At 68.3% G+C, this 23,644-nt stretch carries 20 protein-coding genes; 4 read left to right on the forward strand and 16 right to left on the reverse strand.

What is annotated here, in order from left to right; genetic code table 11:
- Window positions 1-344: 344 nt before the first annotated feature.
- From FHR20_RS17615 to cyoA, 14 genes are all read right to left on the reverse strand, one after another.
- On the reverse strand, window positions 345-2,726 hold the full coding sequence (locus FHR20_RS17615; protein ID WP_167300938.1) for a TonB-dependent receptor: 2,382 nt from the start codon (window positions 2,724-2,726) through the stop codon (window positions 345-347).
- On the reverse strand, window positions 2,713-3,654 hold the full coding sequence (locus FHR20_RS17620; protein WP_167300939.1) for a FecR family protein: 942 nt from the start codon (window positions 3,652-3,654) through the stop codon (window positions 2,713-2,715). The genes FHR20_RS17615 and FHR20_RS17620 overlap by 14 nt, the downstream gene beginning before the upstream one ends.
- A gap of 33 nt (window positions 3,655-3,687) precedes the next feature.
- Window positions 3,688-4,200 (reverse strand): RNA polymerase sigma factor, encoded by a 513-nt coding sequence (locus tag FHR20_RS17625; RefSeq protein WP_167301170.1) that lies wholly within the window; start codon window positions 4,198-4,200, stop codon window positions 3,688-3,690.
- A gap of 79 nt (window positions 4,201-4,279) precedes the next feature.
- The gene (locus FHR20_RS17630; protein WP_167300940.1) at window positions 4,280-5,872 is read right to left on the reverse strand and encodes a glycosyltransferase family 39 protein; all 1,593 of its coding nucleotides are present in this window, start codon (window positions 5,870-5,872) and stop codon (window positions 4,280-4,282) included.
- A 123-nt stretch (window positions 5,873-5,995) separates the two neighbouring features.
- Complete coding sequence (locus FHR20_RS17635) at window positions 5,996-6,397, reverse strand: hypothetical protein (RefSeq protein ID WP_167300941.1); 402 nt, start codon at window positions 6,395-6,397, stop codon at window positions 5,996-5,998.
- 116 nt (window positions 6,398-6,513) lie between these two features.
- Window positions 6,514-7,128, reverse strand: a complete 615-nt coding sequence (locus tag FHR20_RS17640) for a ParB-like protein (protein WP_167300942.1) — start codon at window positions 7,126-7,128, stop codon at window positions 6,514-6,516.
- Entirely contained in the window at window positions 7,128-8,726 is a 1,599-nt protein-coding gene (locus tag FHR20_RS17645) for a SulP family inorganic anion transporter (RefSeq protein WP_243857597.1), read from the reverse strand. The genes FHR20_RS17640 and FHR20_RS17645 overlap by 1 nt, the downstream gene beginning before the upstream one ends.
- A 189-nt stretch (window positions 8,727-8,915) precedes the next feature.
- Window positions 8,916-9,449: a response regulator transcription factor gene (locus tag FHR20_RS17650; protein WP_167300944.1), complete on the reverse strand. Its 534-nt coding sequence runs from the start codon at window positions 9,447-9,449 to the stop codon at window positions 8,916-8,918.
- Window positions 9,446-10,738: an ATP-binding protein gene (locus tag FHR20_RS17655; protein WP_167300945.1), complete on the reverse strand. Its 1,293-nt coding sequence runs from the start codon at window positions 10,736-10,738 to the stop codon at window positions 9,446-9,448. Before FHR20_RS17655 ends, FHR20_RS17650 begins: the two co-directional genes overlap by 4 nt.
- On the reverse strand, window positions 10,735-11,445 hold the full coding sequence (locus tag FHR20_RS17660) for an SURF1 family protein (protein WP_425057388.1): 711 nt from the start codon (window positions 11,443-11,445) through the stop codon (window positions 10,735-10,737). Before FHR20_RS17660 ends, FHR20_RS17655 begins: the two co-directional genes overlap by 4 nt.
- Entirely contained in the window at window positions 11,442-11,843 is a 402-nt protein-coding gene (cyoD, locus tag FHR20_RS17665; protein WP_167300946.1) for a cytochrome o ubiquinol oxidase subunit IV, read from the reverse strand. Before cyoD ends, FHR20_RS17660 begins: the two co-directional genes overlap by 4 nt.
- On the reverse strand, window positions 11,840-12,469 hold the full coding sequence (gene cyoC, locus FHR20_RS17670) for a cytochrome o ubiquinol oxidase subunit III (protein ID WP_167300947.1): 630 nt from the start codon (window positions 12,467-12,469) through the stop codon (window positions 11,840-11,842). Before cyoC ends, cyoD begins: the two co-directional genes overlap by 4 nt.
- Window positions 12,470-12,472: 3 nt before the next feature.
- A complete protein-coding gene (cyoB, locus tag FHR20_RS17675; protein ID WP_167300948.1) occupies window positions 12,473-14,476 on the reverse strand; it encodes a cytochrome o ubiquinol oxidase subunit I in 2,004 nt (667 codons plus the stop codon).
- A 14-nt stretch (window positions 14,477-14,490) separates the two neighbouring features.
- On the reverse strand, window positions 14,491-15,669 hold the full coding sequence (gene cyoA / locus FHR20_RS17680) for a ubiquinol oxidase subunit II (RefSeq protein WP_167300949.1): 1,179 nt from the start codon (window positions 15,667-15,669) through the stop codon (window positions 14,491-14,493).
- A gap of 165 nt (window positions 15,670-15,834) precedes the next feature.
- Between cyoA and FHR20_RS17685 the strand changes: the two genes are divergently transcribed.
- Window positions 15,835-17,160 carry an MFS transporter gene (locus FHR20_RS17685; RefSeq protein ID WP_167300950.1) on the forward strand — a complete coding sequence of 442 codons (1,326 nt, stop codon included), beginning with the start codon at window positions 15,835-15,837 and terminating at the stop codon, window positions 17,158-17,160.
- A 267-nt stretch (window positions 17,161-17,427) separates the two neighbouring features.
- Here the strand turns inward: FHR20_RS17685 and FHR20_RS17695 are convergent, their stop codons facing one another.
- Together FHR20_RS17695 and FHR20_RS17700 are read right to left on the reverse strand one after the other, a co-directional pair.
- The gene (locus FHR20_RS17695) at window positions 17,428-17,928 is read right to left on the reverse strand and encodes a DUF3617 domain-containing protein (protein WP_167300952.1); all 501 of its coding nucleotides are present in this window, start codon (window positions 17,926-17,928) and stop codon (window positions 17,428-17,430) included.
- Window positions 17,928-18,269, reverse strand: a complete 342-nt coding sequence (locus FHR20_RS17700) for a hypothetical protein (protein ID WP_167300953.1) — start codon at window positions 18,267-18,269, stop codon at window positions 17,928-17,930. The genes FHR20_RS17695 and FHR20_RS17700 overlap by 1 nt, the downstream gene beginning before the upstream one ends.
- A 279-nt stretch (window positions 18,270-18,548) precedes the next feature.
- Between FHR20_RS17700 and FHR20_RS17705 the strand changes: the two genes are divergently transcribed.
- The 3 genes from FHR20_RS17705 to FHR20_RS17715 all read left to right on the forward strand — a co-directional run bounded on the left by FHR20_RS17705 (window position 18,549) and on the right by FHR20_RS17715 (window position 23,370).
- Window positions 18,549-19,259, forward strand: a complete 711-nt coding sequence (locus FHR20_RS17705; RefSeq protein ID WP_167301172.1) for a FadR/GntR family transcriptional regulator — start codon at window positions 18,549-18,551, stop codon at window positions 19,257-19,259.
- 183 nt (window positions 19,260-19,442) lie between these two features.
- Complete coding sequence (locus tag FHR20_RS17710; RefSeq protein ID WP_167300954.1) at window positions 19,443-21,698, forward strand: TonB-dependent receptor; 2,256 nt, start codon at window positions 19,443-19,445, stop codon at window positions 21,696-21,698.
- A gap of 67 nt (window positions 21,699-21,765) precedes the next feature.
- Complete coding sequence (locus FHR20_RS17715; protein ID WP_167300955.1) at window positions 21,766-23,370, forward strand: AMP-binding protein; 1,605 nt, start codon at window positions 21,766-21,768, stop codon at window positions 23,368-23,370.
- Window positions 23,371-23,644 lie beyond the last annotated feature (274 nt).

Raw genomic sequence — 23,644 nt, forward strand, 5'->3', positions numbered from 1 at the left:
CAGTTCCGCCCCTTCAGCGCCGCATCCAGCTTCTCGATCAGCAACGGCACGTTCGCGCGCTCGTTGAACGTCGGGATGACAACTGCCAGCTCGAGATCCGCGGCGGGGGCGATGCGGACGAACCGGGCGATCTCGCCGTCGAGAAAGAGCTTCATGCGATCCCTTTTCTGGCCCTGTATTTGGGCCCCGGGAGGGGCGCGCCGGGGCACGGATACGCATGGCGCGCCCCTCCCGGGGGTTCGAGGCAACACCATCGAGCCGGGGGACGACTATCGTGGCTTGCCTCGGGGGCATGGTTGAGACGGAGCCCGTGCGGCGATCCCGCAACGGATCCTCAAAAAAACCTAGAAGCCGATTTCGACTCCGAGCCGCACGGTGCGGGGGCGCAGTGGCGTGATCTGCTTCTCGTCGCGGATCAGCAGCGGCGTGCCGAGCGCGAAGCGGTTGCCGCGGGTATCGAGCAGGTTGGTGGCCGAAAGCGTGATCGCACGCCGGCCGCGCGCGAGCCGGAGCTCGAGGCCGGTATCGACATAGTCACCCTGCGGCCGGCCGAGCACCGGGCCGATGCCGAGCGTCGAGCGACCGACATAGCGCAGATAGCCGGTCGTGGAGAATTCCGCGTCGCCGGCCAGCGTCTCGCGCCAGGCCGCGCCGAGCCGGCCGCTCGCATCGGCGACATTGGGCAGCCGGTTGAAGTCCGACGGCCCTTCGGCCAGCGGGAACACTGCCTGCGAGGGATTGGTAACCTTGCTGTCGTTCAGGTAGAGCGAACCGTCGAGATCGAGCCCCGGCAGCGGCCGCCAGCGCACCGCGACGCCCAGCGAGAGCACGCGCCCGTCGCCGATGTTCGCGGTGGTGGGAAAGCCATAGCCGTCGATCAGGTCCGCCTGGATGCTCGTCCACCAGGTCACCGATGCATTGGCCGAGACGGACAGGCCGTTCTCGGTATAGCGTCCCCCCGCTTCCACGGTGGAGAGGCGATCTCCCTGGAAACGCTGGATCACGTCGCGGCGCACCGCCAGGCCGCCGGGCCGGAAACCCTGCTCGAAACGCCCGAACACGGTGAGCCCGTCGGCCGGCCGCCAGGCGATCGCGGCGGAGGGCAGCAGCCGCGTCTCGGTGCGCGCCGCCCTGGCCCGCGGGTCCTCGCGAAAGGCGAAATGGAGGTCCGCGTCCTCCGAATTGCCCGTGAGGTGGGAATTGGTGAGGCGGCCCCCGGCGGTAATCGTCACGCCGCGCACCGGCTCGATCGTGCCCTCGCCATAGAGCGTGGCTTCGTCGACGCTGTTGCGCACCCCGGTGAGCGCCGCGCGGGCCACGCCGAAATTGCGGTTCACCCGCCCGCGATTCTGCAGGAAGCTGACGCCGATCAGCCAGCCGGTGCCGCGCGGCCCGTGGCGCGCGAGCCGGGTTTCGCTGGTGAGCATGCTCACGCGGTTGATCTGCTGATAGCCGATCAGCGGCGCATCGGCCGCGGGCAGCGGAAAGCCCTGATTGACGTCGCTGACCGAAGCGCCGGCGAACACCTCCGACACATATTGGCGGGCATAGGCCACGGCCGAGCTCAGCTCGAGATCGCCCCAGCGCTTGCGGGCCACCAGCTCGCCCAGCCAGAAATCGTTCTGGAAGGGCTGGGCGATCGAGCTCCGGCGGGACAGCCCGTCGCCCTTCCCGTCCGAATATTGCGCGTCGCGCCCCACGATGCTCTGGCCGACGCCATTGAGGTCGATGGTCCAGCCGTCCATGTCCCAGCGCAGCGCCAGCCGCCCACCGGTGGTGCGCACGCTGTTGACGTCCTTCAGGCCGCGCTCGCGATCGTCGATATAGCCGCCGTCCAGGGCAGTGAAGGCGAGCGCACGCACCGCCACATCCCCTTCCTTGACCGGCAGATTGACGATGCCGCCGATATCCCAACCCAGCGCGCCGTGCTCGGTGGCCGAGCCGCCGCCCCAGACCTGGCCGCCCCGTGCCCAGAGATCGGGCGCGCGCGGCACCACCCGCACCACGCCGCCGAGCGAGCCGGCGCCGTAGAGCGTGCCCTGCGGCCCCTCGAGCACCTCGACCCGGCCGATATCGTAGAGCTTCAGGTCCGGATCGGGCGCGCTGTAGGTGATGCGGCTGTTGCCCCAATATTGCCCGACGGTCGCCTGGGTGGGGCCGACGAAGCTGGAATCGGCGATGCCGCGGATGAACAGCTTGTTGCGGCCCGGCCCGAGATGGGTGGAGGCCAGGCTGGCGACGCGATTGGCGATCACGTCGCTGCCCTGCCCGCCTTCCGAGACGGGAATGTCGCTGCCCTCGACGATCTGCACGCCGCCGGGATAGGCCTTGAGCGGCACGTCGCGCTTGCTGCCGGTGACGAGGATCTCGGCAGGCGGCGCATCGGGCATCTCGGGCGGCGGCACGGGGCGCGGTCGGGGCCGTTCGGGCGGCATGCGCTCGATCAGCCAGGTGGCGACGGCGACGCGGCGCGCGCGGGCGCCGGAACCGCGCAGCATCTCCGCCAGCGCACCGTCCACCGTATGCCTGCCCTTTACCGGACGGACCTTGATCCCCGAAAGGCCGGGCTCGCGCAGACCGATGCTGCTGCCGGTCTGGCGGCCGAGGGTGAACACCGCCGCGTCCAGGCGGCTGGCGGGCACCGAGACGGAGTGGCGCCTGTCCTGCGCCAGCGCCGGCGGAGCCGCCAGCAGCACCAGGGGGAGGATCAGATCAGCGCGGCGCACCGTCGATCGCGTCCAGCATCCATCCATTGCCTGCGCGGGTCGCCCGCGTGCCGGTGAGCGCGGCGATACGCTCGATCACTGCGCCGGGGCCGCCCTGGGTGGAGATCGTGCCGGTGAACGGGATATCGCCGGTTCCCTTCCCCGCCCGAACCTGAATGCCCAGGTTTCGGGAGACATCCGCCGCGACGCGCTCCAGCGTGGCGTTGCGATAGACGAGCTGCCCGCCGCGCCAGCTGCCGACATCGGCAGCCATGGTGCGCGTCACCTCGGGCCGGCCGGCGCCGGCCACGCTCAATGCGTCGCCGGGAGCAAGGCGTACGGCATCGGCCTGGGGCTGATAGATCACCGCGCCCTCGGCCACCGAGACGCGCAGGCCGGTCTCGTCGCGCACCACGTTGAACACGGTGCCGGCGTCCTCGAGCGTCACGCCGCCGGTCTTGACGATGAAGGGACGCGCGGCATCGTGGCGCACCTCGAACAGCGCCTCGCCCTCGATCAGTTCGGCATGGCGCTTGTCGATCAGCGCGACGCGGGTGTCGCCGTTGAGGACTATTCTCGAGCCGTCCGCCAGCGCGAACTCCTGGCGCTCGCCAGGGGCGGTGCGATATTCGACCGGTCCCTTCGCACCGGGAACGAGGCTGGTCCAGCCGATCACCACCGCCAGCGCGGCGGCGACGGCTCCACCCGAGATCAGGAACAGCCGGCGCGACGGACGGACGGCCGTCTGCGCCGCTGCCGCCGGCGCCAGACGGAACAGCCCGGCCATCGCCTCATCGGCTTCGAGCGCGGAATTATAGGCGGGCAGGTGTGCGGGATCGCGCTCGAGCCATTCGGCGAACGCGTCCCAATCGGCGAATGCCGTGTCCTGCAGCCGGATCACCCAGCCACGGGCATCCTCCGCAAGATAGTCCGAAACCTGCCCGTTCATGCCCACCTCTGCGCAGGGACGGAGTCGACGCGCTCATTCCGCATCGAATTTGTCCTTGAGTTGCGCAAGGGCGCGATATGCCTTTTGCAGATCCTTCTCCACCGAGCTCAAGCTTATCCCCAATTCCCGAGCGATCGCTGCCTGGCCGAGCCCATCCAGCCGGTAGCGACGGAAAATCTGATCGACTCGCGGCCCGAGCGCAAGCAGCGTCGCCTCGGCCTCGCGCAGCCGCTCGCGCGCGATCAGCACCCGCTCGCCCTGGGGAGCGTCGTCGCTCCCGGCGAGGTCGTGCCATTCATGCTGGCGCCGATCCCGGCTGAGCGAGGCGCGCTGGCGATCGCGCAGCACATTCTCGGCGGCACGGAAGAGATAGGAGACCGGATCGGCGACCGGACGCGCCTCGACCCCGGAGATCTTGTGCCACAGGTCCTGCAGCACGTCCTCCGCATCGTCGCCCGCGCCGCGAGCCGCAAGGAAGCGGAGCAGCCGCGGCCGCTCATTTTCCAACACGCGTTGCAACCCGCCGGTCTGCGAGGACGAATCCATGTCCGCGCCCAAAGCACTGTGTGCGGGAATTGCCAAGCCTTGGCTTCGCGATTGTGCGAATGCGCTGCCCCGCACCGGCTCAGGCACCGGGCCGGCGCCGATAGACGATGCGGCTGCGGCTGCCCACCGGCACCTCCAGCGCGGGCGCATAGTCGCGCTCCAGGAGCCTGGTCATATAGGCGAGCACCTCCGGGCTGAGATCACGATCGGGCCGCGTGCTGGCGACGACGAATTCGGGCCGCTTCGCCATGATCCGCGCGACTTCGGCCATGGGCTCGCCGCCGATCGCGCGCGATTCGCGGGTAAGGGTCAGGTGGCTCGGAAAGGGCCAGCGCGTGGGCAGGCAGCTGCCGGTCAGGCGATAGAGCGCCGGCTCCCCGTCGAACACATAGAGGCAGTCGCGAAGCTGCGGACGGATGAAATCGGCCATGCGCTCCACCTGCGGCCCCCAGCCGCGCGCGCGCCGATTGTCGTTGACGGTCTGGAGCGAGACGAACGTGATCAGCACCATCATCGCCACACCCGCGGGAACGCGCCAGCGCGTGCGACCCGAGACGAGCACCAGCCCCGCCGCACCGTCGCCGAACCAGGCCGCGGCAAGCACGCAGAGCGGGGCGATGAGCGGCAGGGCGTAGTGATCGAAATAGGTACCGAAGAGCAATACGCCCGCGATGGCCGCAATCGCCCAGCCATCCAGCAGGCGGCGCACATCGTCGCTCACCGGGCGCGCCATGCCGCGCCCCAGCCAGGCGGCCAGCGCCAGCGGCACGAGGCAGAGGACCATCCCGGCGAGCCGCTTGAGCGCGATGCCGAGCCCGTCGGAGCCGCGATCGAGGATCGACAGGAAATTGGCCTGGACGAAGGCATCGCCATGGCCGATCGCCGCGTACCAGGCCCAGGCGGCGAGCGTGGGGAGCAGGGCCGCGCCGATCCAGGCCAGCGCCATCGCGGCAAGCGTGCCCCGCCCCGTCCCACGCTTGAAACCGAGCCAGAGAAGCGCCAGCCCGAAGAACAGCCCCTCGAACAATGCGGTGTATTTCACCTGCATCGCCACGCCGATCAGCAGCATCGCCACCATGCCGCCGCCGAACGCGAGGGTGCCGAAGCCGGGACGCCGGACAAGCCCGATCATCGTCCAGGCGGCAAGCGCGACGAACAGGTCGTAGAAGACCGGCGACTGGCCGCCCTCCCCCCCGAAGATGCCGAGATAGAGGATGTACACCACCCCCGCCGCGGCGGCGCCGTGCGGGCCCGAGAGATTGCGGGCGATGCGCGCGACGACGAGCGCGGTTGCCACCGCGAAGAGCGTGGCGACGATCTGATATTGCAGCACGCCGGCGCCGCCGAGCAGCCGGATTCCCGCGTAGATCAGGAACAATCCGATCGGCTTGCGATCCCAGATGTCGACATAGGGCAGCGCGCCGTGGAGCATCCGATCGCCGGTGAGCAGGTAGAATTCGTCATCGACCTGGACGACCGGATTGCCGAATTGCGCCGCCCGCGCCGCGACCGCGACGAGAAGCAGCAAGGCGGCGAGCCGCGCCGGACTGTCGACCCAGGCCCGCGCAGCCGCGGCCAGCCGCACCGTCCAGGGCAGGCGCTCCGGCTCTACCAGGCGCAGTCGCCGGAGATGGGAAGGATCGGGCCAGGCCCGAGCTGGTGAACGCGGCATACTCACGACCCGACAAATGGCTGCAGGTCGAGACGGAGCAGCGGCGGCAGTTCCGCAAGGCGGACACGATCAGATGCACCTGGGAAACGACAGGTGCCTCGATCCGCCCAATGGGCCGAACCTCTAGCTGCGCGGCTTGGTATAGGGGACGAAGTCGCCCAGCCCGACCCAGCCGGTCGTCATGCGAACGCCGGTGTCGTACAGCTTCACCGTATCGATGCTGCACAGCTGCGACGAATGCGTGTCGGTCACCAGCACATTGGTCCAGTTGAGCGATTCCGCGCCGCTCTTCGGCCGGTTCACATAGAAGACGCCGTTGTTCATCTCATAGACGATCGCGGTACCGTCGATGATCCGCGACGAGCGGATGTCGCGCAGCAAGATGCAATCGACGGGCTTGCCGGCGGTGCGCCCGGCGATCGCCTTGGCGAGATCCGCCTCGCCGTCGCGCGCGGCCGCTGCGGCGGGCGTCGCGACCGCGGCGAGCAGCGCGGCGCCGAGCAGACTGATCGAGATCCTGTTCATGGCACTGTCCTTTCGATCCCCTTTCGGGGAGATGACGGAGCATATAGGCACGATCCGCATCCGGATCATCGGCGCCAAGGCGATTCTTGTGTCGCAACTTGTCGCGGCGGCGCCCTTCAATTCTCGGGGCCGGCCCAGCCGGGCAGATAGGCGGCACGCTTCCGCCGCGCGAGCGCGAGCGCATGTTCGAGCGCCTTGTCGAAATCGACCTCCAGCAGCTTGGCGGACACGTGCCGCCGCAGGAAATCGGCCCAGAGGAACTCCGAATAGGGCGTGAGATCCTTGGCATAGCCGCCGCTGCGGCGCAGCTCGCCGGCCAGCGAGCGCCAGGGATCGTCGAGCAGGCCGCCGACATGCTTGGGCAGGTGCCGCGCATCCAGCCTGTGACCCTGCGGATCATAGGGATGGAGCCAGCCCCGGCTGTCCATGAAGGTGCGGAAGGCGCGGCCCGGCAAGGCGGAAAGGTCGGCGATCTCGCGCACCAGCACGAAGTCCACGCCCTCGTCGTGCAGCGCGCGGGCAAGGTGATGGGCATCGACGATCCAGAAACGGTCCCTGGGGCCCCGCACTGCGGGGATCATGTGGCGGCCGAGGAACTCGGAGCCGTCCGTTCCCGCCCGCGCGCGCCAGTCATGCCGCTTGCGAGCCACTTCGCGGAAACCGACGGTGATCTGGGTGGGCCGCAGCGCATCGATCGAGACGGGGCGCAGAAACGGTTCGGGCTCGCGCATCAGGGGTTCTCCAGCCGCGCGACCGCATCGGCCACGCTATAGTCGCAGCGCGCGACCAGGGCGTCCGCGCCGGCGGTGTGCAGCAGGTCGCGCACCCGGTCATGCACCCGGGCATAGCGCAGGGCAAAGCCCTTGGTTGCCATCGCCCGGTCGAAATCGAGCAGCGCGTCCAGCGCCGTGCTGTCGATGTCGCTGCTCTCCTCCAGGCTGATCACCACGGCGCGGGTCCCCGGCCCGGCCAAGGTCCGCCGCGCGATCTCGGCGAACATCCGCTCGGCATTGGCGAAGAACAGCGGCGCTGCGGGCCGCCAGATCGCGATCCCGGCGGGCACCTGGGCATCCGGATGGCGATCGGCATCGACGAAGTCATGGCTGGCGCCCAACCGCCCGAGCCGGGCCAGCCGGGCATTGCCGAAGCGCTGCACGAGCGCGGCCAGCGAAAGCAGGATCGCGCACAGCATCCCGTCGAGCACCCCCAGCAGGAGCACGCCCAGCGCGGCGGCGAGCGCGATATACTGGTCGCGGTCGAGCGCCCAGAGCCGGCTGATCGGCCGCGGATCAAGCGCATGGGTGAGCGCGGCGATCACCACCGCGGCCAGCACCGGCTGCGGCAGCAGCGCGACCAGCGGCATGGCGAACAGCACGAGCGCGCCGAGCGCCAGCGCCGCGACCGCTCCCGCCAGGCGCGATTGCGCGCCCGAGGCCTCGTTGGCCGCGCTGGCGGACAGGCCCGCGCCGACCGGCATGCCCTGCACCAGCGCCGCCGCGAGATTGGCGAGCCCCAATGCGCGCAACTCGCGGCCGGGATCGAGCAAGTCGCCATGCCGGAGCGCCAGCGCGCGCATCGTTCCCCAGCTCTCCGCCAGCAGGATCAGCGCGAGGGGCACCGCGAGTTGCGCCGTTTCCAGCACCAGCGCGAGCGAGAAGGCGGGCATTGGCGAGGTCCCCGGCATCAGGGCGATCCGGCCGACGGTAGCGACGCCGTGCGCGCCCAGATCGAGCAGGCCCGAAGCGGCGACGCCGGACACGAGCACGATCAATGCCCCCGGCATGCCGGGCCAGCGCCGCAGCGTCAGCAGCGCGGCGAGTGCCACCAGGCCCACGGCAAGGCTGGGCAGGTGCCAGTCCGGCAGGGAACGCATCACTTCGAATCCGGTATGGAACAGACTGCCGCCGGGCGGGGGAATGCCGGTGAGTACGGGAAGCTGCTTTACGCAGATCGTGATCGCCAGCCCGAAGGCGAAACCGCGCAGCACCGGATGCGAGATGAATCCGGTGAGCCCGCCCAGCCGGAAGATCCAGGCGAGCAGGAACAGCAGCCCGGCAAACGCCACCGCGACGATCAGGAACAGGGCGCGCACGCCCGCTCCTCCCGGCAGCGTCGCCAGCGACGCGGCGAGGATCGCGGCCGAGGAGGAGGTGGCGGAAACGATGGCGAAGCGGCTGCGACCGGCCAGGGCATACGCGAGCGTGCCGACGATGGCGGCGAGGATCGCATGCCCCGGACCGACGCCGGCGATCGTGGCATAGGCCACCGCCTCGGGCAGCATCAGCCCGGATACCGCGAGGCCCGCAACGATGTCGGCGCGAATCTTCAAGCCATCCCTCCGGCCGATCATGCTGCGCTCTTCGGCGGCGGATGGGAAGTCGTGAGAGGCGCTGGCTTGCCACTTCCGGGAGTCGAGGCGCCTGGTCCCGAGGTCATGGCGCCAAGGGGCAGGACTCCACGGGCAAACCCGCCGTCCCCGCCTGCGCGGAGAGGAGGGAAACGAATAGGAGTCCTCAACCTAGCGCAGTTGCCGCTTCTCCAGCTTCCGCGCGAGCGTACGGCGGTGCATTCCCAGCCGTCGCGCGGTCTCGGAGATGTTGAAGTCGGTCTCCACCAGGGTCTGGTGGATATGCTCCCATTCCACCGTCTTGATCGATGAGGGCCGGCCGGCGAGCGGCGCGTCGGGATCACCCTCCTCGCGCCCGAATGCCGCTTCGATGTCGTCGGTGTTGGAGGGCTTGGCGAGATAATAGGAAGCGCCGAGCTTGATCGCCTCCACGGCGGTGGCGATACTGGCGAAGCCGGTCAGCACGACGATCTTCATCGCCGCATCGGCCGCGCGCAGCGTCTGCACGCAGACCAGCCCCGAGGCGCCCCCGAGCTTGAGGTCGACCACGGCATAGGCGGGGTCGAACCGCTCGAGCAGCGCGGTCAGCGCCTCATGGCTCGCCGCGACTTCCACCATGTACCCGCGCCGCTCGAACGAACGGCGCAGCGTCCGCGCAAAGGCTTCGTCGTCCTCGACGATCAGCAGCTTGCGGATGGCGGTCATGCCTGTTCCTCCCCGGGCCGGGCGATCGCGTCAAGCGGCAGGCGGATGCGCACCAGCGCGCCGCCGCCCGGACGGTTCTCCGCGCTCGCCGCGCCGCCCAGCTTGCGCAGCACGTTGACGAGGAGGAACAGCCCCAGCCCACCGCCCGGCTTGCCCTTGCTCGAGCGATAGGGCTGGCCGAAGCCCGCGAGCATCTCGGGCGCGAAGCCCGGCCCGCGATCGGAGATCTCGATCACCAGGTCGTCCCGATCGCGCGAAGCGGCGATGCCGATCCAGTCGGGCGAGACTTCGGCGGCATTGTCGATCACGTTGCTCAGCACCTGGCGCAGCGCGGGATCGGCGACGATCGGCATGTCGGGCCCGAAGCCATCGGCATAATCGAGCATGCCGGTGAGCCGACTGGCACGCCATTCGGCGACCACCGCATCGAGGAAGCGGCGGACGGTGGTGAATTCCGAGGCGATGCCGCGCGCCTCGCCTGCGGAGAGCAGGATGCCGCTGACGATCGTCTTGCAGCGCGCCACTTCGGCCTGCATGTCGGCCACGTCCTGCGCCAGGTCCCGGTCGCCGGCGATGCGCGGCATGCGCTGCCAGTCGCCCAGGATCACCGAGAGCGAGGAGAGCGGCGTGCCCAGCTCGTGCGCCGCACCGGTGGCGAGCAGGCCCATGCGGACGATATGGTCCTCCTCCGCCGCGCGCTGGCGGATCGCTGCACGCTCGGCATCGCCTTCGCGCAGGTTGCGGGCGATGCGGGTGATCAGGAGGACGAGCAGCACCGCGATCAGCGCGAAGCAGATCAGGCTGCCCGCGAGATAGAGGCGGAACGGATCATTGACTCCGGTCGGCAGGTCGAGCGGCACCGGGCTGATCGCGACGGCGAAGAGCGCGAGGCTGGCCGCGCCGACGATCATCCAGCTCGACCCCGGCTGGAGCAGCATCGCGCCGGTGACCACCTGGAGCAGGAAGAGCGAGGCGAAGGGATTGGCGAGCCCGCCGGTGAAATGCAGCTGCCATGCCAGCGCGGCAACGTCCGCCAGCATCGCCACGGTCAGCTCCCAATTGGTGATCGCGGCGCGGCGATCGAGGAGCGGATAGGTGGCCAGGTTGATGCCCGCGAGCATCAGCGGCGCGATGAACAGCGGCACCAGCGGCAAGTGCACGCCCATCACGAAATGGACGAAGCCGATCGTGCCCAGCTGCCCGCCCACCGCGATCCAGCGCAGCTGCACGAGCAGCCACATGTTGCGGCGGCCGGGATCGGTGTCCTCCAGCCCCCCGGCAGCGATCATGCGACGGCTCCGCGCCGCCGGCCGACGAACCATGCCGCCCACAGCGCCATCGCGGCAAGCCCGAACCAGGTGAGCGCGTAGACGAGGTGATTGTCGGCGAAGCGCACCACGGTCAGCCCGCCCACCGGCCAGCCGCCGGGATTGGGCGCGGCATCCGCATCGATGAAATAGGGAGCGACCTGTCCAAGCCCATGGGCCTGGGCGATAGCTGCGACGTCGCGCGAATACCAGCGATCGCCCCCGGGATCGTTGGCGCGAAGGAACCCGCCACCCGGCTCGGTAATGCGCAGCAGGCCGGTGACGCTCGCCTGCCCGGGCCCGGAGGGCGGGCGCCGGCGCATGGCCTCGGGGAGGAAGCCGCGGTTGACCAGGACGGTGAAGGACGGCCCGGCAAGCGGCGTCATCACCCAATAGCCCGGGCCGCGCTCGGTGACTGCCTTCACCAGGGTAGTGCGGTCATTCTCGAACCGGCCGGAGAAGCCGACGCGGCGATAGGCGTCCTTGCCGGCAGTGATCCCGCCCCACGCCGCCGGCCCCGGGGCAGGCACCGGCGCGGCATGGATGCGGGCATCCACTGCCGCGATGAGCTCGTGCTTCCAGGCCCGCCGCTCGAGCTGCCAGATGCCCAGCCCCGCCAGCACCGCCGCGCAGAAGAGCGCCGCCAGCGCGGCGCCCCACCGTGCGCGGGGCCGGCGGGCTTCCGTCACGGAAGCTGGCTCGGGTCGTGCAGCGGCATCATGTTGGCGTTCAGATGGTACATCACCCAGAGCGAGCCGGAGAGCATGATCGCTACCACGATGATGGTGAACAGCAGCGCGGTGACCGACCAGCCGCCCTCGGCCTTGGGGCTGAGGTGGAGGAAATAGACCATGTGGACGACGATCTGGACCATGGCGAGGACCATGATCGCCGCGGCGGTGGCGCCGTCCGAGAGCGGACGCGCCATCACCAGCCAGAACGGAATCGCCGTAAGGATCACCGAAAGCACGAAGCCGATGACATAGTCGCGCATCGAGCCGTGCGGGATCTCGACCCCGTGGCCATGATCGCCGTGGCCGTGATCGCCATGCGCATGCGCGCCCTGCGTGTGCGGATCGTGGCTCATCGCAGCATTCCCATCAGATAGACAAAGGTGAAGACGCCGATCCAGATGACGTCGAGGAAGTGCCAGAACAGGCTCAGACAGGCCAGCCGGCGCTGGTTCGCGGCGGTCAGGCCGAAGCGGCTCACCTGCACCATCAGCGTGACCAGCCAGATCGAGCCGAAGGTGACGTGCAGGCCGTGCGTGCCCACCAGGGTGAAGAAGGACGACAGGAACGCGCTGCGCCACGGGCCGGCGCCCTCATGGATCAGCTCGCTGAATTCGTAGAGCTCGATGCCCAGGAAGCAGGCGCCGAACACCAGGGTGACCGCCAGCCAGATCAGCACCTGGTTCTTGTTGCCCCGCGCCATGCCGAGCATCGCGAAGCCATAGGTGATCGACGAGAACAGCAGCATCGCCGTGTTCAGCGCGACCAGCGGCAGGTCGAACAGCTCCTTCGGGCCGGGGCCGGCCGCGAAATTGCCGCCGAGCACGGCGTAGCAGGCGAACAGGATCGCGAAGATGAGGCAGTCGCTCATCAGGTAGATCCAGAAGCCCAGCATGGTGCTGTAGCCTTCCGGGTGCGGATGCTCGTCGAAGTCGTAGAAGCGGACCGGTTCGTCCGCGGGGGAAAGCGTGGTGGTGCTCATCGATCAGGCTCCGGCGGCGAGCTGGCGCGTGCGCGCCGCCTCGGTCTCGGCAACGACTGCGGCGGGAATGTCGAAGTCGCGCTTGTAGTTGAAGGTGTGGACGATCGTCGACGCGATCAGCGCCACGAAGCCCAGGCCGACCAGCCACCAGATGTGCCAGATCAGCGCGAAGCCGATCAGGGTGCTGATGCCGGCCAGGATCACGCCCGCGCCGGTGTTGCTCGGCATGTGGATGTCCTTGAAGCCGGCAAGCGGACGCTCGCAGCCGCGCGACTTCATGTCGTACCAAGCGTCGAGATCGTGGATCACCGGCGTGAAGGCAAAGTTGTATTCCGGCGGCGGCGAGCTGGTCGCCCATTCCAGGGTGCGGCCGTTCCACGGATCGCCGGTCGTGTCCTTCAGCGCCTCGCGCTTCCAGATGCTCACCGCGAACTGGACCAGCATCGCGCCGATGCCGGCGGCGATCATCACCGCGCCGAACGCGGCGATGACGAAGAGGAACTGGATGCCGGGATCGTCGAACACGCGCATGCGCCGCGTCACGCCCATCAGGCCCAGGATGTAGAGCGGCATGAACGCCACCCAGAAGCCGGGGACCCAGCACCAGAAGCTCACCTTGCCCCAGAACTCGTTGAGCTTGAAGCCGAACGCCTTGGGCCACCAATAGTTGATCGCGGCGAACACGCCGAACACCACGCCGCCGATGATCACGTTGTGGAAGTGCGCGATCAGGAACAGCGAGTTGTGCAGCACGAAGTCGGCCGGGGGCACGGCGAGCATCACGCCGGTCATGCCGCCGATCACGAAGGTCAGCATGAAGGCGATCGTCCACATCATCGGCAGCTCGAAGCGGATGCGGCCGCGATACATGGTGAACAGCCAGTTGAAGATCTTGGCGCCCGTCGGGATCGAGATGACCATCGTCGTGATGCCGAAGAAGCTGTTGACGCTGGCGCCCGAGCCCATGGTGAAGAAGTGGTGCAGCCAGACAAGGTACGACAGGATCGTGATGACGATCGTGGCATAGACCATCGAAGAATAGCCGAACAGCTTCTTGCCCGAGAAGGTCGAGGTGACTTCCGAGAACACGCCGAACAGCGGCAGGATCAGGATATAGACTTCCGGGTGGCCCCAGATCCAGATCAGGTTCACGTACATCATGGCGCTGCCGCCAAAGTCGTTCGTGAAGAAGTTGGTGCCGACGTACCGGTCGAGCCCGAGCAGCGCGAGCACCGCGGTCAGCACCGGGAAGGACGCGACGATCAGCACGTTGGTGCACAGCGACGTCCAGGTGAAGACCGGCATCTTCATCAGGCTCATGCCCGGCGCGCGCAGCTTCAGGATGGTGACGATCAGGTTGATGCCCGACAATGTCGTGCCCACGCCCGCCACCTGCAGCGCCCATAGATAATAGTCGACGCCGACGCCCGGGCTGTACGCCAGCCCCGATAGCGGCGGATAGGCCAGCCAGCCGGTCTGGGCGAACTCGCCGACGAACAGCGACGCCATCACCAGCACCGCGCCGCCGGTGGTCATCCAGAAGCTGAAATTGTTGAGGAAGGGGAACGACACGTCGCGCGCGCCGATCTGCAGCGGCACGATATAGTTCATCAGGCCCGTGACGAACGGCATCGCCACGAAGAAGATCATGATCACGCCGTGCGCGGTGAACACCTGGTCATAGTGATGGGCGTTCAGATACCCCTCGGACCCGTTGAACGCGAGCGCCTGCTGGAGGCGCATCATCAGCGCATCGGCAAAGCCGCGCAGGAACATCACCAGGCCCAGGATCATGTACATGATCCCGATCTTCTTGTGATCGACGGTGGTGAACCACTCCTTCCAGAGATAGCCCCAGAGCTTGAAATAGGTGAGCGCGGCGACAAGGCCGATGCCGCCCAGCGCGACGACCGCGAAGGTCGCCACGACGATCGGCTCGTGCAGCGGCAGCGCGTCGAGCGAGAGCTTGCCCAGGATCGGGCTCACGGGTGCGGGTTGCGGGATCATATCTCGATTCGCGATCAGGAGAGAGGACGCGGCCGGGTCTCGGACGCAACGCTGGGAGCGGTCGGGCTCGGCTCGGCCGAGGGCTGCTTCATGCCCGCGCCGGTCAGCGGCTTGGGATTGCCGGCCTTCGGCGCGGCGCGGACGGCAATGTCCTGCTTGTCGGCGCAGATCTCGCCGACAAAGCTCTTGCCGCCATGCGCATGGGTGCCGCGGCCGCCGAACTTGTCATAGGCGAGCTGGCGGACATTGTAGAGACCGGCCTTGCCCATGCCTCCCTTGGCGTCGAGCGACATCATCTGGTGCATGCACATCTTGCCCGGCTCGACGCACAGGTTGGTCACCATGTCGAACAGCCCGGCCTCGACTCCGGCGAAGCGGCGGACCGGCTCCTTCTCGCTCGGGCGCTCGAGCTTCAGATATTCGGCCCGGTCGAGCGTGGCGCCGGCCTTCTTCGCCTCGGCGACCCAGGCGTCGAAACCGGCCTGGTCGGTGCTGTGCGCCTTGAAGCGCATCGAGGAAAAGCCATGGCCGCTGTAATTGGCCGAGAAGCCCTGGAACGCGCCCGTCTTGTCGAACACGGCGTTGAGCGGCGTCTCCATGCCCGGCATCGCATAGATCTGGCCGGCGAGCGCGGGGATGTAGAAGGAGTTCATCACCGAAGAGGCCGAGATCCGGAAGCGGATCGGGCGGCCGACCGGTGCGGCCATCTCGTTCACCGTGGCGATGCCCTGTTCGGGATAGATGAACAGCCATTTCCAGTCGAGCGCGACCACCTGCACCTCGAGCGGCTTCACGTCGGCCGCGACCGGCTTGCCCGGTGCGGTGCGCGAAAGCGGGCGATAGGGATCCAGCAGGTGGGTGCTCACCCAGGTGATCGCGCCCAGGCAGATGATGATCAGCAGCGGCGCCGACCAGATCACCAGCTCCAGGCTGGTCGAGTGATCCCAGTCCGGCGCATAGGTCGCGTCCTTGTTCGACTCGCGATAGCGCCAGGCGAACAGCACCACCAGCGCCATCACCGGCACGATGATCAGCAGCATCAGCAGAGTCGAAACGATCACCAGATCGCCTTGCTGACGGGCGATGTCGCCGGCGGGGTTGAGCACGACCATGTCGCATCCGCACAATAGCGCGAATGCCGGCAGGATCAGCAGCGCACGGAGGCGTGCGGAGAGCGGACGGGGGCTAGGCATGGCGGGCGCCTAGGCTGCTCATGTTGCACCGCACATAGGACATTTTGTCCAATCCCTGCGTTGTCTGCTATGGCGCAAGAGCGCCGCGCCGGGGGCACTCTAGCCTCCTCCACGGCGTTATGAAACGCGCTCGCGCGGCGCGTGTTGCAGGAAAGTTCGAACTCGATGAGCGGCGATACCGTCCCCACCCTTCCCGCCGAGCGCGATGCCCGCGCGCTGCACGGCGACGGCCATGCCATCCATCCCGGCGAAATCGCGATCGGCGTGATCATCGGCCGCACCTCCGAGTTCTTCGACTTCTTCGTCTATGCCATCGCCTCGGTGCTGGTGTTCCCGAAGCTGGTCTTCCCGTTCCTCGATCCCCTGCAGGGAACGCTCTGGTCGTTCGCGATCTTCGCGCTCGCCTTCATCACCCGCCCGATCGGCACGCTGATCTTCACCGCAGTCGACCGCGCCTATGGCCGCGGCGCCAAGCTGACGGTCGCGCTGTTCCTGCTCGGCGGCTCCACGGCCTCGATCGCCTTCCTGCCCGGCTATGCCGATGTCGGCATCACCGCGGCGCTGCTGCTCGCGCTGTTCCGCATGGGCCAGGGCGTGGCGCTGGGCGGCACCTGGGACGGCCTCGCCTCGCTGCTCGCCATCAACGCGCCGAACGACAGGCGCGGCTGGTACGCCATGATCCCGCAGCTCGGCGCGCCGCTCGGCCTGTTCGTGGCGAGCCTGCTCTTCGCCTTCTTCATCGCCGCCCTGCCCGCCGAGGATTTCCTCAGCTGGGGCTGGCGCTATCCCTTCTTCGTCGCCTTCGCGATCAACGTCGTGGCGCTGTTCGCCCGGCTGCGCATCGTGGTGACGCCCGAATATGCCCGCCTGTTCGAGGACCGCGAGCTGCAGCCCGCCCCGATCGCCGAGACGGTGCGGACCGACTGGCGGATCATCGTGATGGGCGCCTTCGCCCCGCTCGCCAGCTTCGCCATGTTCCACATGGTGACGGTGTTTCCGCTTTCCTGGGTGTTCCTCTACACCCAGAACAGCCCGGTCGACTTCCTGGTGATCGAAGCGGTCGCCGCCGTGGTCGGCACCATCTCCATCGTCGTCTCGGGCCAGCTTGCCGACCGCGTCGGCCGCCGCACGCTGCTTGGCGCCTCGGCGCTGGCGATCGCGGTATTCAGCGGCTTCGCACCGCAGCTGCTCGCCGCCGGCGAGGCGGGCGAGATCGTGTTCATGCTGTTCGGCTTCGCGCTGCTCGGCATCTCGTTCGGCCAGTCGTCGGGCGCGCTGTCCTCGATGTTCTCCAAGCCGCACCGCTATACCGGCTCTTCGCTCACCTCGGACCTGGCCTGGCTGTTCGGCGCGGCCTTCGCCCCGCTGGTGGCGCTGTGGCTCGGCAGCAGCTTCGGCCTACTCGCCGCAGGTGCCTATCTGCTTTCGGGCGCGATCGGCACGCTGCTGGCGCTGTGGCTGAACCGCGAGCTCGCCAAGACGATCGACTGATCCGGATGAAGGGGCGGTCGGGCAACCCGGCCGCCCCTGCTCAGAGCATGATCCAGTCGTATTTCGCGCGGCGGAGCATCGGCGCGCCGCAATAGCGGCACTTGCTCGTATGACGGCCATCGCGGGTCGGGCGGACCTCCTTGAAGTTGCGCTCGTGCTTTCCGACGACGCAGCGCGCCCGCCCCCTTATCCAATGTAGCATTCCCTCTCCGGTGTCCGGTGCGCCCCGGGCCGCCGCGCGAGCGCGGATGCCGGGGGCTCGGCACCTTATTCGGCGACTTCGCCGCAATCGGCCGACAGGAAGGTGCCGACCTGATGGTTCTCGAGCGTCATCGGCTGGCCCTTGTGCTCGAAGCCGAGCACGGCATCGAGCGTGAAGCCGGCGGCGGTGTAGCTGCCCTTGAACGACATCCTGCCCTTGGCCGGGCCATGCGCCTCGAAATCGATCACACCGCCCGAGGCCCGGTTGCGGACCACCGTCCAACCCGGCTGCACGTCCTTGGCGGCGACATAGCCGCCCTTTGCCAGCGTCTCGGCAGTGATGCAGCGCTCGGTCTCTTCATCCGCATCGCCCGTCTGGACGATCTTGTAGAGCCCGGGGCGAAGCGACCCGCCAAAGCCCTGGAGCGCCGGCTGCGCCGTCGATCCGGCACCGGCATTGGCGCTGGCCGCGTCCTCCTGCCCGCACCCGCCCAGCAGGCACGGTAGCAACAGCGAGAGAGTCGCGATCCGGCGCGCGGCCCGAACATACCCGACATTGTGCGTCATCAGCAGCCGCTCCCTTCGCCGGAGCTGTCCTGGCTGGGCGATGCCGGCTGGCTCGCCGCAACGTCGATCGCCGTGCTCGCCGCGGAGTGCGCGAGATAGGCGTCGCCGCCGACACGCCCGGCAATGCCGCCGATCAGGCCCGAATTGCGCGCGGCGCGCAGCACGCCGCCAAGCCCGAGACCACCCTTCTTCTTCTTTTTCTTCGGCTTGCACTCGGGCGTCGCCTGGCCGGCATCGGCGGAAGCGGCCGGTGCCGCCTGGGGAACGTCCTGGACACCCGCCTGGGCGGGAATCGCGAACAGGATGGCCGCACAGGATGCGGCCGCGACGATCTTTCTCATCACATGGTTCTCCTTGAACAAGGCGGCCATGCGTCGAACCAACGGAACAAGGGAGACGCGCAGAGCCGCGCCCGCGCCCCGTGGCAGCGGACCGGCCCTGGACGAAGGTTTCTGCGACCAATGCCGCCAGGGTGCGACGAAGCCGGCCGGCGGAACGGTTCTTGTTTGCCTTGTCCGGCATCGGGTTTGGGATAGGCTGGACCGAGAAAGGGCAAGCGATCGCCTCGACAGGAGAAAGAACCGCGCGTGGCAGCGCCTCCATCCCGGCCGTATGACGCGATGCGCGCGCCGCTCGGGCGCAACCTCACCTATGGCCTGCTCGACCGGCTGGGGCGCGCGATCGTCATCGGCCAATATGCGCGCCGGCCCTTCCCCACCGAGGCCGAGCTGACCAGGGAACATGGCGTGAGCCGCTCGGTGACTCGCGAGGCCGTGAAGATGCTCACCGCCAAGGGGCTGCTGCGCGCCCGTCCGCGCCAGGGCACCATGGTGGAGCCGACGTCATCCTGGAACCTGTTCGACACCGACGTGCTGCGCTGGCTGCCCGAGCGGCAATCCTCGGTCGACCTGCTCGTCCAGTTCGACCAGCTGCGCGTCGCGATCGAGCCCGAAGCCGCCGCGCTCGCCGCCCGCTTCGCCACCGACGCGGATATCGAGGCGATCGAGAAGAGCCTCGCCCGCATCGCCGCCGCCGAACAGGGGCCGGGCGACATGCAGGAGGCGGACATCGCCTTCCACGTCGCGATCCTGCGTGCCTCGGGCAATCCCTTTTTCGGCCAGTTTCGCGACCTGGTCGGCACTGCGATCCGTGTCGCCGGCCACTCGACGGGCCGCGCCGCCGCCATCGAGGATCCCGGCAGGGTGTTCGCGGCGATCAGGGCCCGCGATCCCGAAGCCGCCCGCGCCGCGATGCGCGCGCTGATCGATGCGAACATGCCGCGCGACCGCGGCCCCGGCAGCCCGATCGGGCACCCATCCCGAGAAGGCTGAGCGGCCCCGCAGGTCGCACCACCTTGCCGGACGCAAGAGGCCGATCGGTCACCATCGATCGCCCCTTCCCCATCGCAACATTCACTCGGTAGTGAATTAGTGTTGCAAGCCTCCGGGCTTTGCGGCATCCTCGCCCGATCGTGCCGAAGAGCGCGTGTGGAGATGGATGTGGGAGGGACCCTGATGGAATATCGTCCGTTGCTGCTCGGCGCCTCGGCGCTGGCCCTGGTCTGGAGCGGCGCGGCCGCGGCGCAGACCGCCGCCGAACCGGCACAGGATGCACCCGCCGCCGCATCCGCGGCGGACGCCGAAGAGAGCGAGATCGTCGTCACCGCGCAGCGCCGCAACGAGAATCTGATGACCACGGCGGTCTCGGCCTCGGTGCTGTCGGGCACCCAGCTCGACAACAAGGGCGTCGCCAATGTCGATGCGCTGCAGTTCGCGATGCCCAGCATCGTCGTCAACAATTTCGGCCAGGGCAACGACTTCAACATCCGCGGCATCGGCAAGGCCGAGCACAACACCCAGACCACCACCGGCGTGATCACCTATCGCGACGGCGTGCCGACCTTCCCGGGCTATGTGCAGGGCGAGCCCTATTACGACGTCGCGAACATCCAGGTATTGCGGGGACCGCAGGGAACGATCGTCGGCCAGAACGCCACCGGCGGCGCCGTGTTCGTCAACACCAACGACCCGGTCATCGGCGGCGGCATCCACGGCTATTTCAACCTGAACTACGGCAACTACAACGAGGCCGGCGCCCAGGGTGCGGTGAACCTGCCGCTGAGCGACACCTTCGCCGCGCGCGTGGCGCTCTACGGCTCGCGCCGCGACAGCTTCTACAACATCACCGGCCCGAACGGCGGCCCCTACCCCTATGACAAGGGCAATGTGGGCATCATGGCCGGGCGGATCAGCTTCCTGTGGAAGCCGAGCGACAGCCTGTCGGTGCTGTGGAAGACCGATCTCGGCCATCTCGACATGGGCGCCTATCCGGCGAGCCCCTATGCCAACCACTTCAAGACGCTGCCCGGCACCGCGACGCCGAACCCGAATTATCGCGACCTGTTCGACGTGTCGTTCAACGCGCCCCAGGCGGCGCGCGACGAGTTCGTCCGTTCGACGCTGAAGGCCGAATACGAGTTCTCGGGCGGAGTGAAGCTCCGCTCGGTCTCGAGCTACCAATGGGCCAACACCCTGTACCGCGCGGACCTGGACGGCACCGCGACCGGCATCAGCACCTTCTTCGACAGCGTCGACGAGCAGCAGGTCACGACCGAGCTCAACCTGATCTCGCCCGACAACCAGCGCGTCACCTGGCTGCTCGGCGCCTTCGGCCTGTGGAACGACTATTATTTCCGCAAGCCCTATCAGTTCGTCGTCGACCTCGCCGATCCGTTCAACCTGCCAACGGCGCAGTACAAGCTCCAGGGCACCAACCCGACGCGCTCGCTGGCGGCGTTCGGCCAGATCGGCTTCGCGATCACGCCCAACCTGAAGATCGACGCGGGCATCCGCTACACCGCCAGCCGATCGACCAACCATGTCGACGTGCTCCAGTACGGCACCTATATCCGCCAGGACCAGACGGTGAAGTCCGACAATGTGTCGTACAAGGTCTCGCTGGGCTGGAAGGCGAGCGAGAGCCAGTATCTCTACGGCTTCGTCGCCACCGGCTTCCGTCCCGGCGGGCTGAACGTGCCGGTGGGCCTGGGCCTGCCCGCGCCGTTCAAGCCCGAGGAAGTCACATCGTACGAAGCGGGCTGGAAGGCCAATTGGGCCGGCGGCAAGGTCCGCACGACGATCACCGGCTTCTACAACGACTACAAGAACTTCCAGGTCATCATCGGCTATCCGACCTTCCCGACCTTCGGGATCGAGCTCAACGTGCCCGACAAGACCAAGATCTACGGCTTCGAGGCGGAGACCGAACTCCATTTCGGCGGGCTGCGGATCGATGCCGGCGTCAGCGTGCTGCACAGCGAGCTGGGCACCTTCTATGCGGTCGACACGCGCAACCCGCCGGCGGGCACGCCCACCGATCCGGTGCTGCCGTGCAACCCGGCGACAGGCCCGGCGAGCGCCAAGTGCATCAACCTCACCGGCCGCCGCCAGACCTATGCGCCGAACTTCACCTTCAATGTCGGCGCCCAGTACGAGATCGGGCTCGGCAATGGCGACAAGCTCACCCCGCGAGTCAATTTCGGCCATGTCGGCGATCAATGGGCGACGCTGTTCGAGAACCCGGCGCGCGGCGACCTGCTCGAGGCGCGCAACATCCTGAACGCGCAGCTGGCCTATCAGCACAAGAGCTGGACGGTGACGCTCTACGGCACCAACCTGACCGACCAGCATTATCCGGCGGCGCTCAATTCCGGCCTCTACTTCGCGGGGCCGCCCCGCCAGTACGGCATCAAGCTGCTCAAGACCTTCTGATTTCCTGCCGGCCGCCGGGGCTCCCTCTCCGGCGGCCTTTCCTTCCCTCCGTACGCCCCAAGGTTTCATGCAGCCCTACGGACTGACAGTAGACAAGTTCCTCGATCATGCCGCCAAGTGGTTCCAGGACTGCGAGGTGGTCGAGGCGGACGCGGGGACGGTCATCCGGCGGACCAACTATGCGGCGCTGCGCGAGCGCAGCAACCGCTTGTCGGGCGCGCTCGCCGCGCTCGGGCTGGAAGCGGGCGACCGGGTGGGCACGCTCGCCTGGAACACGATCCACCATTTCGAGATCTATTATGCGGCGATGGGCGTGGGGATGGTCTGCCACACGCTCAACCCGCGGCTGACCGCGGCCCATCTGGCCGCGATGATCGACGAGGCCGGCAACCGCGTGCTGGCGGTGGCGGCGGACCTGCTGCCGCTCGCCCGCGACCTGATCGCCCGCTGCCCGACGATCGAGCATGTCGTCATACTGGACCGGCCCGACGCCGATGTCGGCGCCCTCGGATCGCACCGGGCGCGCATCTGGGAGCATGAAGCGCTGCTCGCCGCGCACGGCGCGCCGGTGCCCTGGGGGGAGTTCGACGAGAATGCGCCGGCGGGGCTCTGCTACACCAGCGGCACCACCGGCAGCCCCAAGGGCGTGATCTACACGCACCGCTCCAACTATATTCACACGCTGCGCGCGTTGCAGGCCGATGCGGTGGCGATCACCGCGCGCGACACGTTGCTGCTCGGCGTGCCGATGTTCCATGCCAATGGCTGGGGCATGCCGTTCGCGGCGCCGGCGGCGGGCACCAAGCTGGTGCTGCCGGGGCGAACGCTCGACGGGCCCAGCCTCGCCCGGCTGATCCGCGAGGAAGGCGTGACCGTTGCCGTCGGCGTCCAGACCGTCTGGTTGACGCTGGCCGACCAGGCCGAGGCGACCGGCGAGACCTTCCCCACCCTGGAGCGCGTGCTGATCGGGGGGTCGAGCTGCCCGGACGCGCTGATCCGGCGGCTGGAGGAACAGCTGGGCGCCGCGGTGCAGACGAGCTGGGGCATGACCGAGCTCTCGCCGATCGGCACGGTGGCGCCGCGCGACCTGCCCGCCGATGCGGCGCGCGGATCGGGGCGGCCGATCCTGGGGCTCGACCTGAAGCTCACCGATGCCGGGGGCAATGCGCTGGTGCCCCAGCGCGGCGTGCTGGGGCATCTGAAGGTGAAGGGGCACAGCGTGATCGAGCGCTATTTCCGCGCCGAGGCGAGCGCCCTGGACGCCGAGGGCTATTTCGACACCGGCGACCTGGCGATGATCGACGAGGCCGGCAACCTGACGATCTGCGGCCGCGCCAAGGACCTGATCAAGTCGGGCGGCGAGTGGATCAACCCGAACGAGATCGAGGCGATCGTGGGCACGCATCCCGCCGTCCGCCACGTCGCGGTGATCGGCCGGGCCGACGACAAATGGGGCGAGCGGCCGGTGCTGATCGTCGAGACCCAGGGCAGCGAAGGCGATCCGCGCGCGCTGCTCGCGCTGCTGCGCGGCAAGGTGGCGGACTGGTGGATCCCCGGCGAAGTCGCCGAGGTGCCGGCGATGCCGCTGGCCGCGTCGGGGAAGATCGACAAGAAGCGGCTGCGCGAGGACTATGCCGAAGGGCGGATCGCCGGGCGCAAGGTGGGACGGTAGGCGGCTCGGCATGACCGAGCGATGGCCGCAAGAGGGTATCGCTCACGCCGCCACGCCGCTCCCGAAACAAGGGGCCGATCGTCCCCCGAGACAAATGACCCTTTCGTCATCCCCGCGCAGGCGGGGATGACGACGGAAAATCAGATACTCGCTTGGGTTCTCAACTTAGGGCCAATCGACATTTGGGCGTGCGATGAGAGCCGGGCAGCCCTTCGCCGGGCAGCCGCATGGGGGACCGCCAGTCTCGCAAATGTCGATTGGCCCTAGTCCGGCA

The sequence above is a fragment of the Sphingomonas leidyi genome, from assembly GCF_011761945.1.
Classification (GTDB): Bacteria; Pseudomonadota; Alphaproteobacteria; order Sphingomonadales; family Sphingomonadaceae; genus Sphingomonas; species Sphingomonas leidyi.

Excerpts from the sequence above, each read along its gene's own strand:
- FHR20_RS17710 (WP_167300954.1), top strand. The coding sequence starts at position 19,443 with ATGGAATATCGTCCGTTGCTGCTCGGCGCCTCGGCGCTGGCCCTGGTC.
- FHR20_RS17715 (WP_167300955.1), top strand. The coding sequence starts at position 21,766 with ATGCAGCCCTACGGACTGACAGTAGACAAGTTCCTCGATCATGCCGCC.
- cyoB (WP_167300948.1), bottom strand. The coding sequence starts at position 14,476 with ATGATCCCGCAACCCGCACCCGTGAGCCCGATCCTGGGCAAGCTCTCG.
- FHR20_RS17625 (WP_167301170.1), bottom strand. The coding sequence starts at position 4,200 with ATGGATTCGTCCTCGCAGACCGGCGGGTTGCAACGCGTGTTGGAAAAT.
- FHR20_RS17695 (WP_167300952.1), bottom strand. The coding sequence starts at position 17,928 with ATGACGCACAATGTCGGGTATGTTCGGGCCGCGCGCCGGATCGCGACT.
- FHR20_RS17705 (WP_167301172.1), top strand. The coding sequence starts at position 18,549 with ATGCGCGCGCCGCTCGGGCGCAACCTCACCTATGGCCTGCTCGACCGG.
- cyoC (WP_167300947.1), bottom strand. The coding sequence starts at position 12,469 with ATGAGCACCACCACGCTTTCCCCCGCGGACGAACCGGTCCGCTTCTAC.
- FHR20_RS17650 (WP_167300944.1), bottom strand. The coding sequence starts at position 9,449 with ATGACCGCCATCCGCAAGCTGCTGATCGTCGAGGACGACGAAGCCTTT.
- FHR20_RS17630 (WP_167300940.1), bottom strand. The coding sequence starts at position 5,872 with ATGCCGCGTTCACCAGCTCGGGCCTGGCCCGATCCTTCCCATCTCCGG.
- FHR20_RS17635 (WP_167300941.1), bottom strand. The coding sequence starts at position 6,397 with ATGAACAGGATCTCGATCAGTCTGCTCGGCGCCGCGCTGCTCGCCGCG.
- FHR20_RS17700 (WP_167300953.1), bottom strand. The coding sequence starts at position 18,269 with ATGAGAAAGATCGTCGCGGCCGCATCCTGTGCGGCCATCCTGTTCGCG.
- cyoD (WP_167300946.1), bottom strand. The coding sequence starts at position 11,843 with ATGAGCCACGATCCGCACACGCAGGGCGCGCATGCGCATGGCGATCAC.
- FHR20_RS17685 (WP_167300950.1), top strand. The coding sequence starts at position 15,835 with ATGAGCGGCGATACCGTCCCCACCCTTCCCGCCGAGCGCGATGCCCGC.
- FHR20_RS17640 (WP_167300942.1), bottom strand. The coding sequence starts at position 7,128 with ATGCGCGAGCCCGAACCGTTTCTGCGCCCCGTCTCGATCGATGCGCTG.
- FHR20_RS17620 (WP_167300939.1), bottom strand. The coding sequence starts at position 3,654 with ATGAACGGGCAGGTTTCGGACTATCTTGCGGAGGATGCCCGTGGCTGG.
- cyoA (WP_167300949.1), bottom strand. The coding sequence starts at position 15,669 with ATGCCTAGCCCCCGTCCGCTCTCCGCACGCCTCCGTGCGCTGCTGATC.
- FHR20_RS17655 (WP_167300945.1), bottom strand. The coding sequence starts at position 10,738 with ATGATCGCTGCCGGGGGGCTGGAGGACACCGATCCCGGCCGCCGCAAC.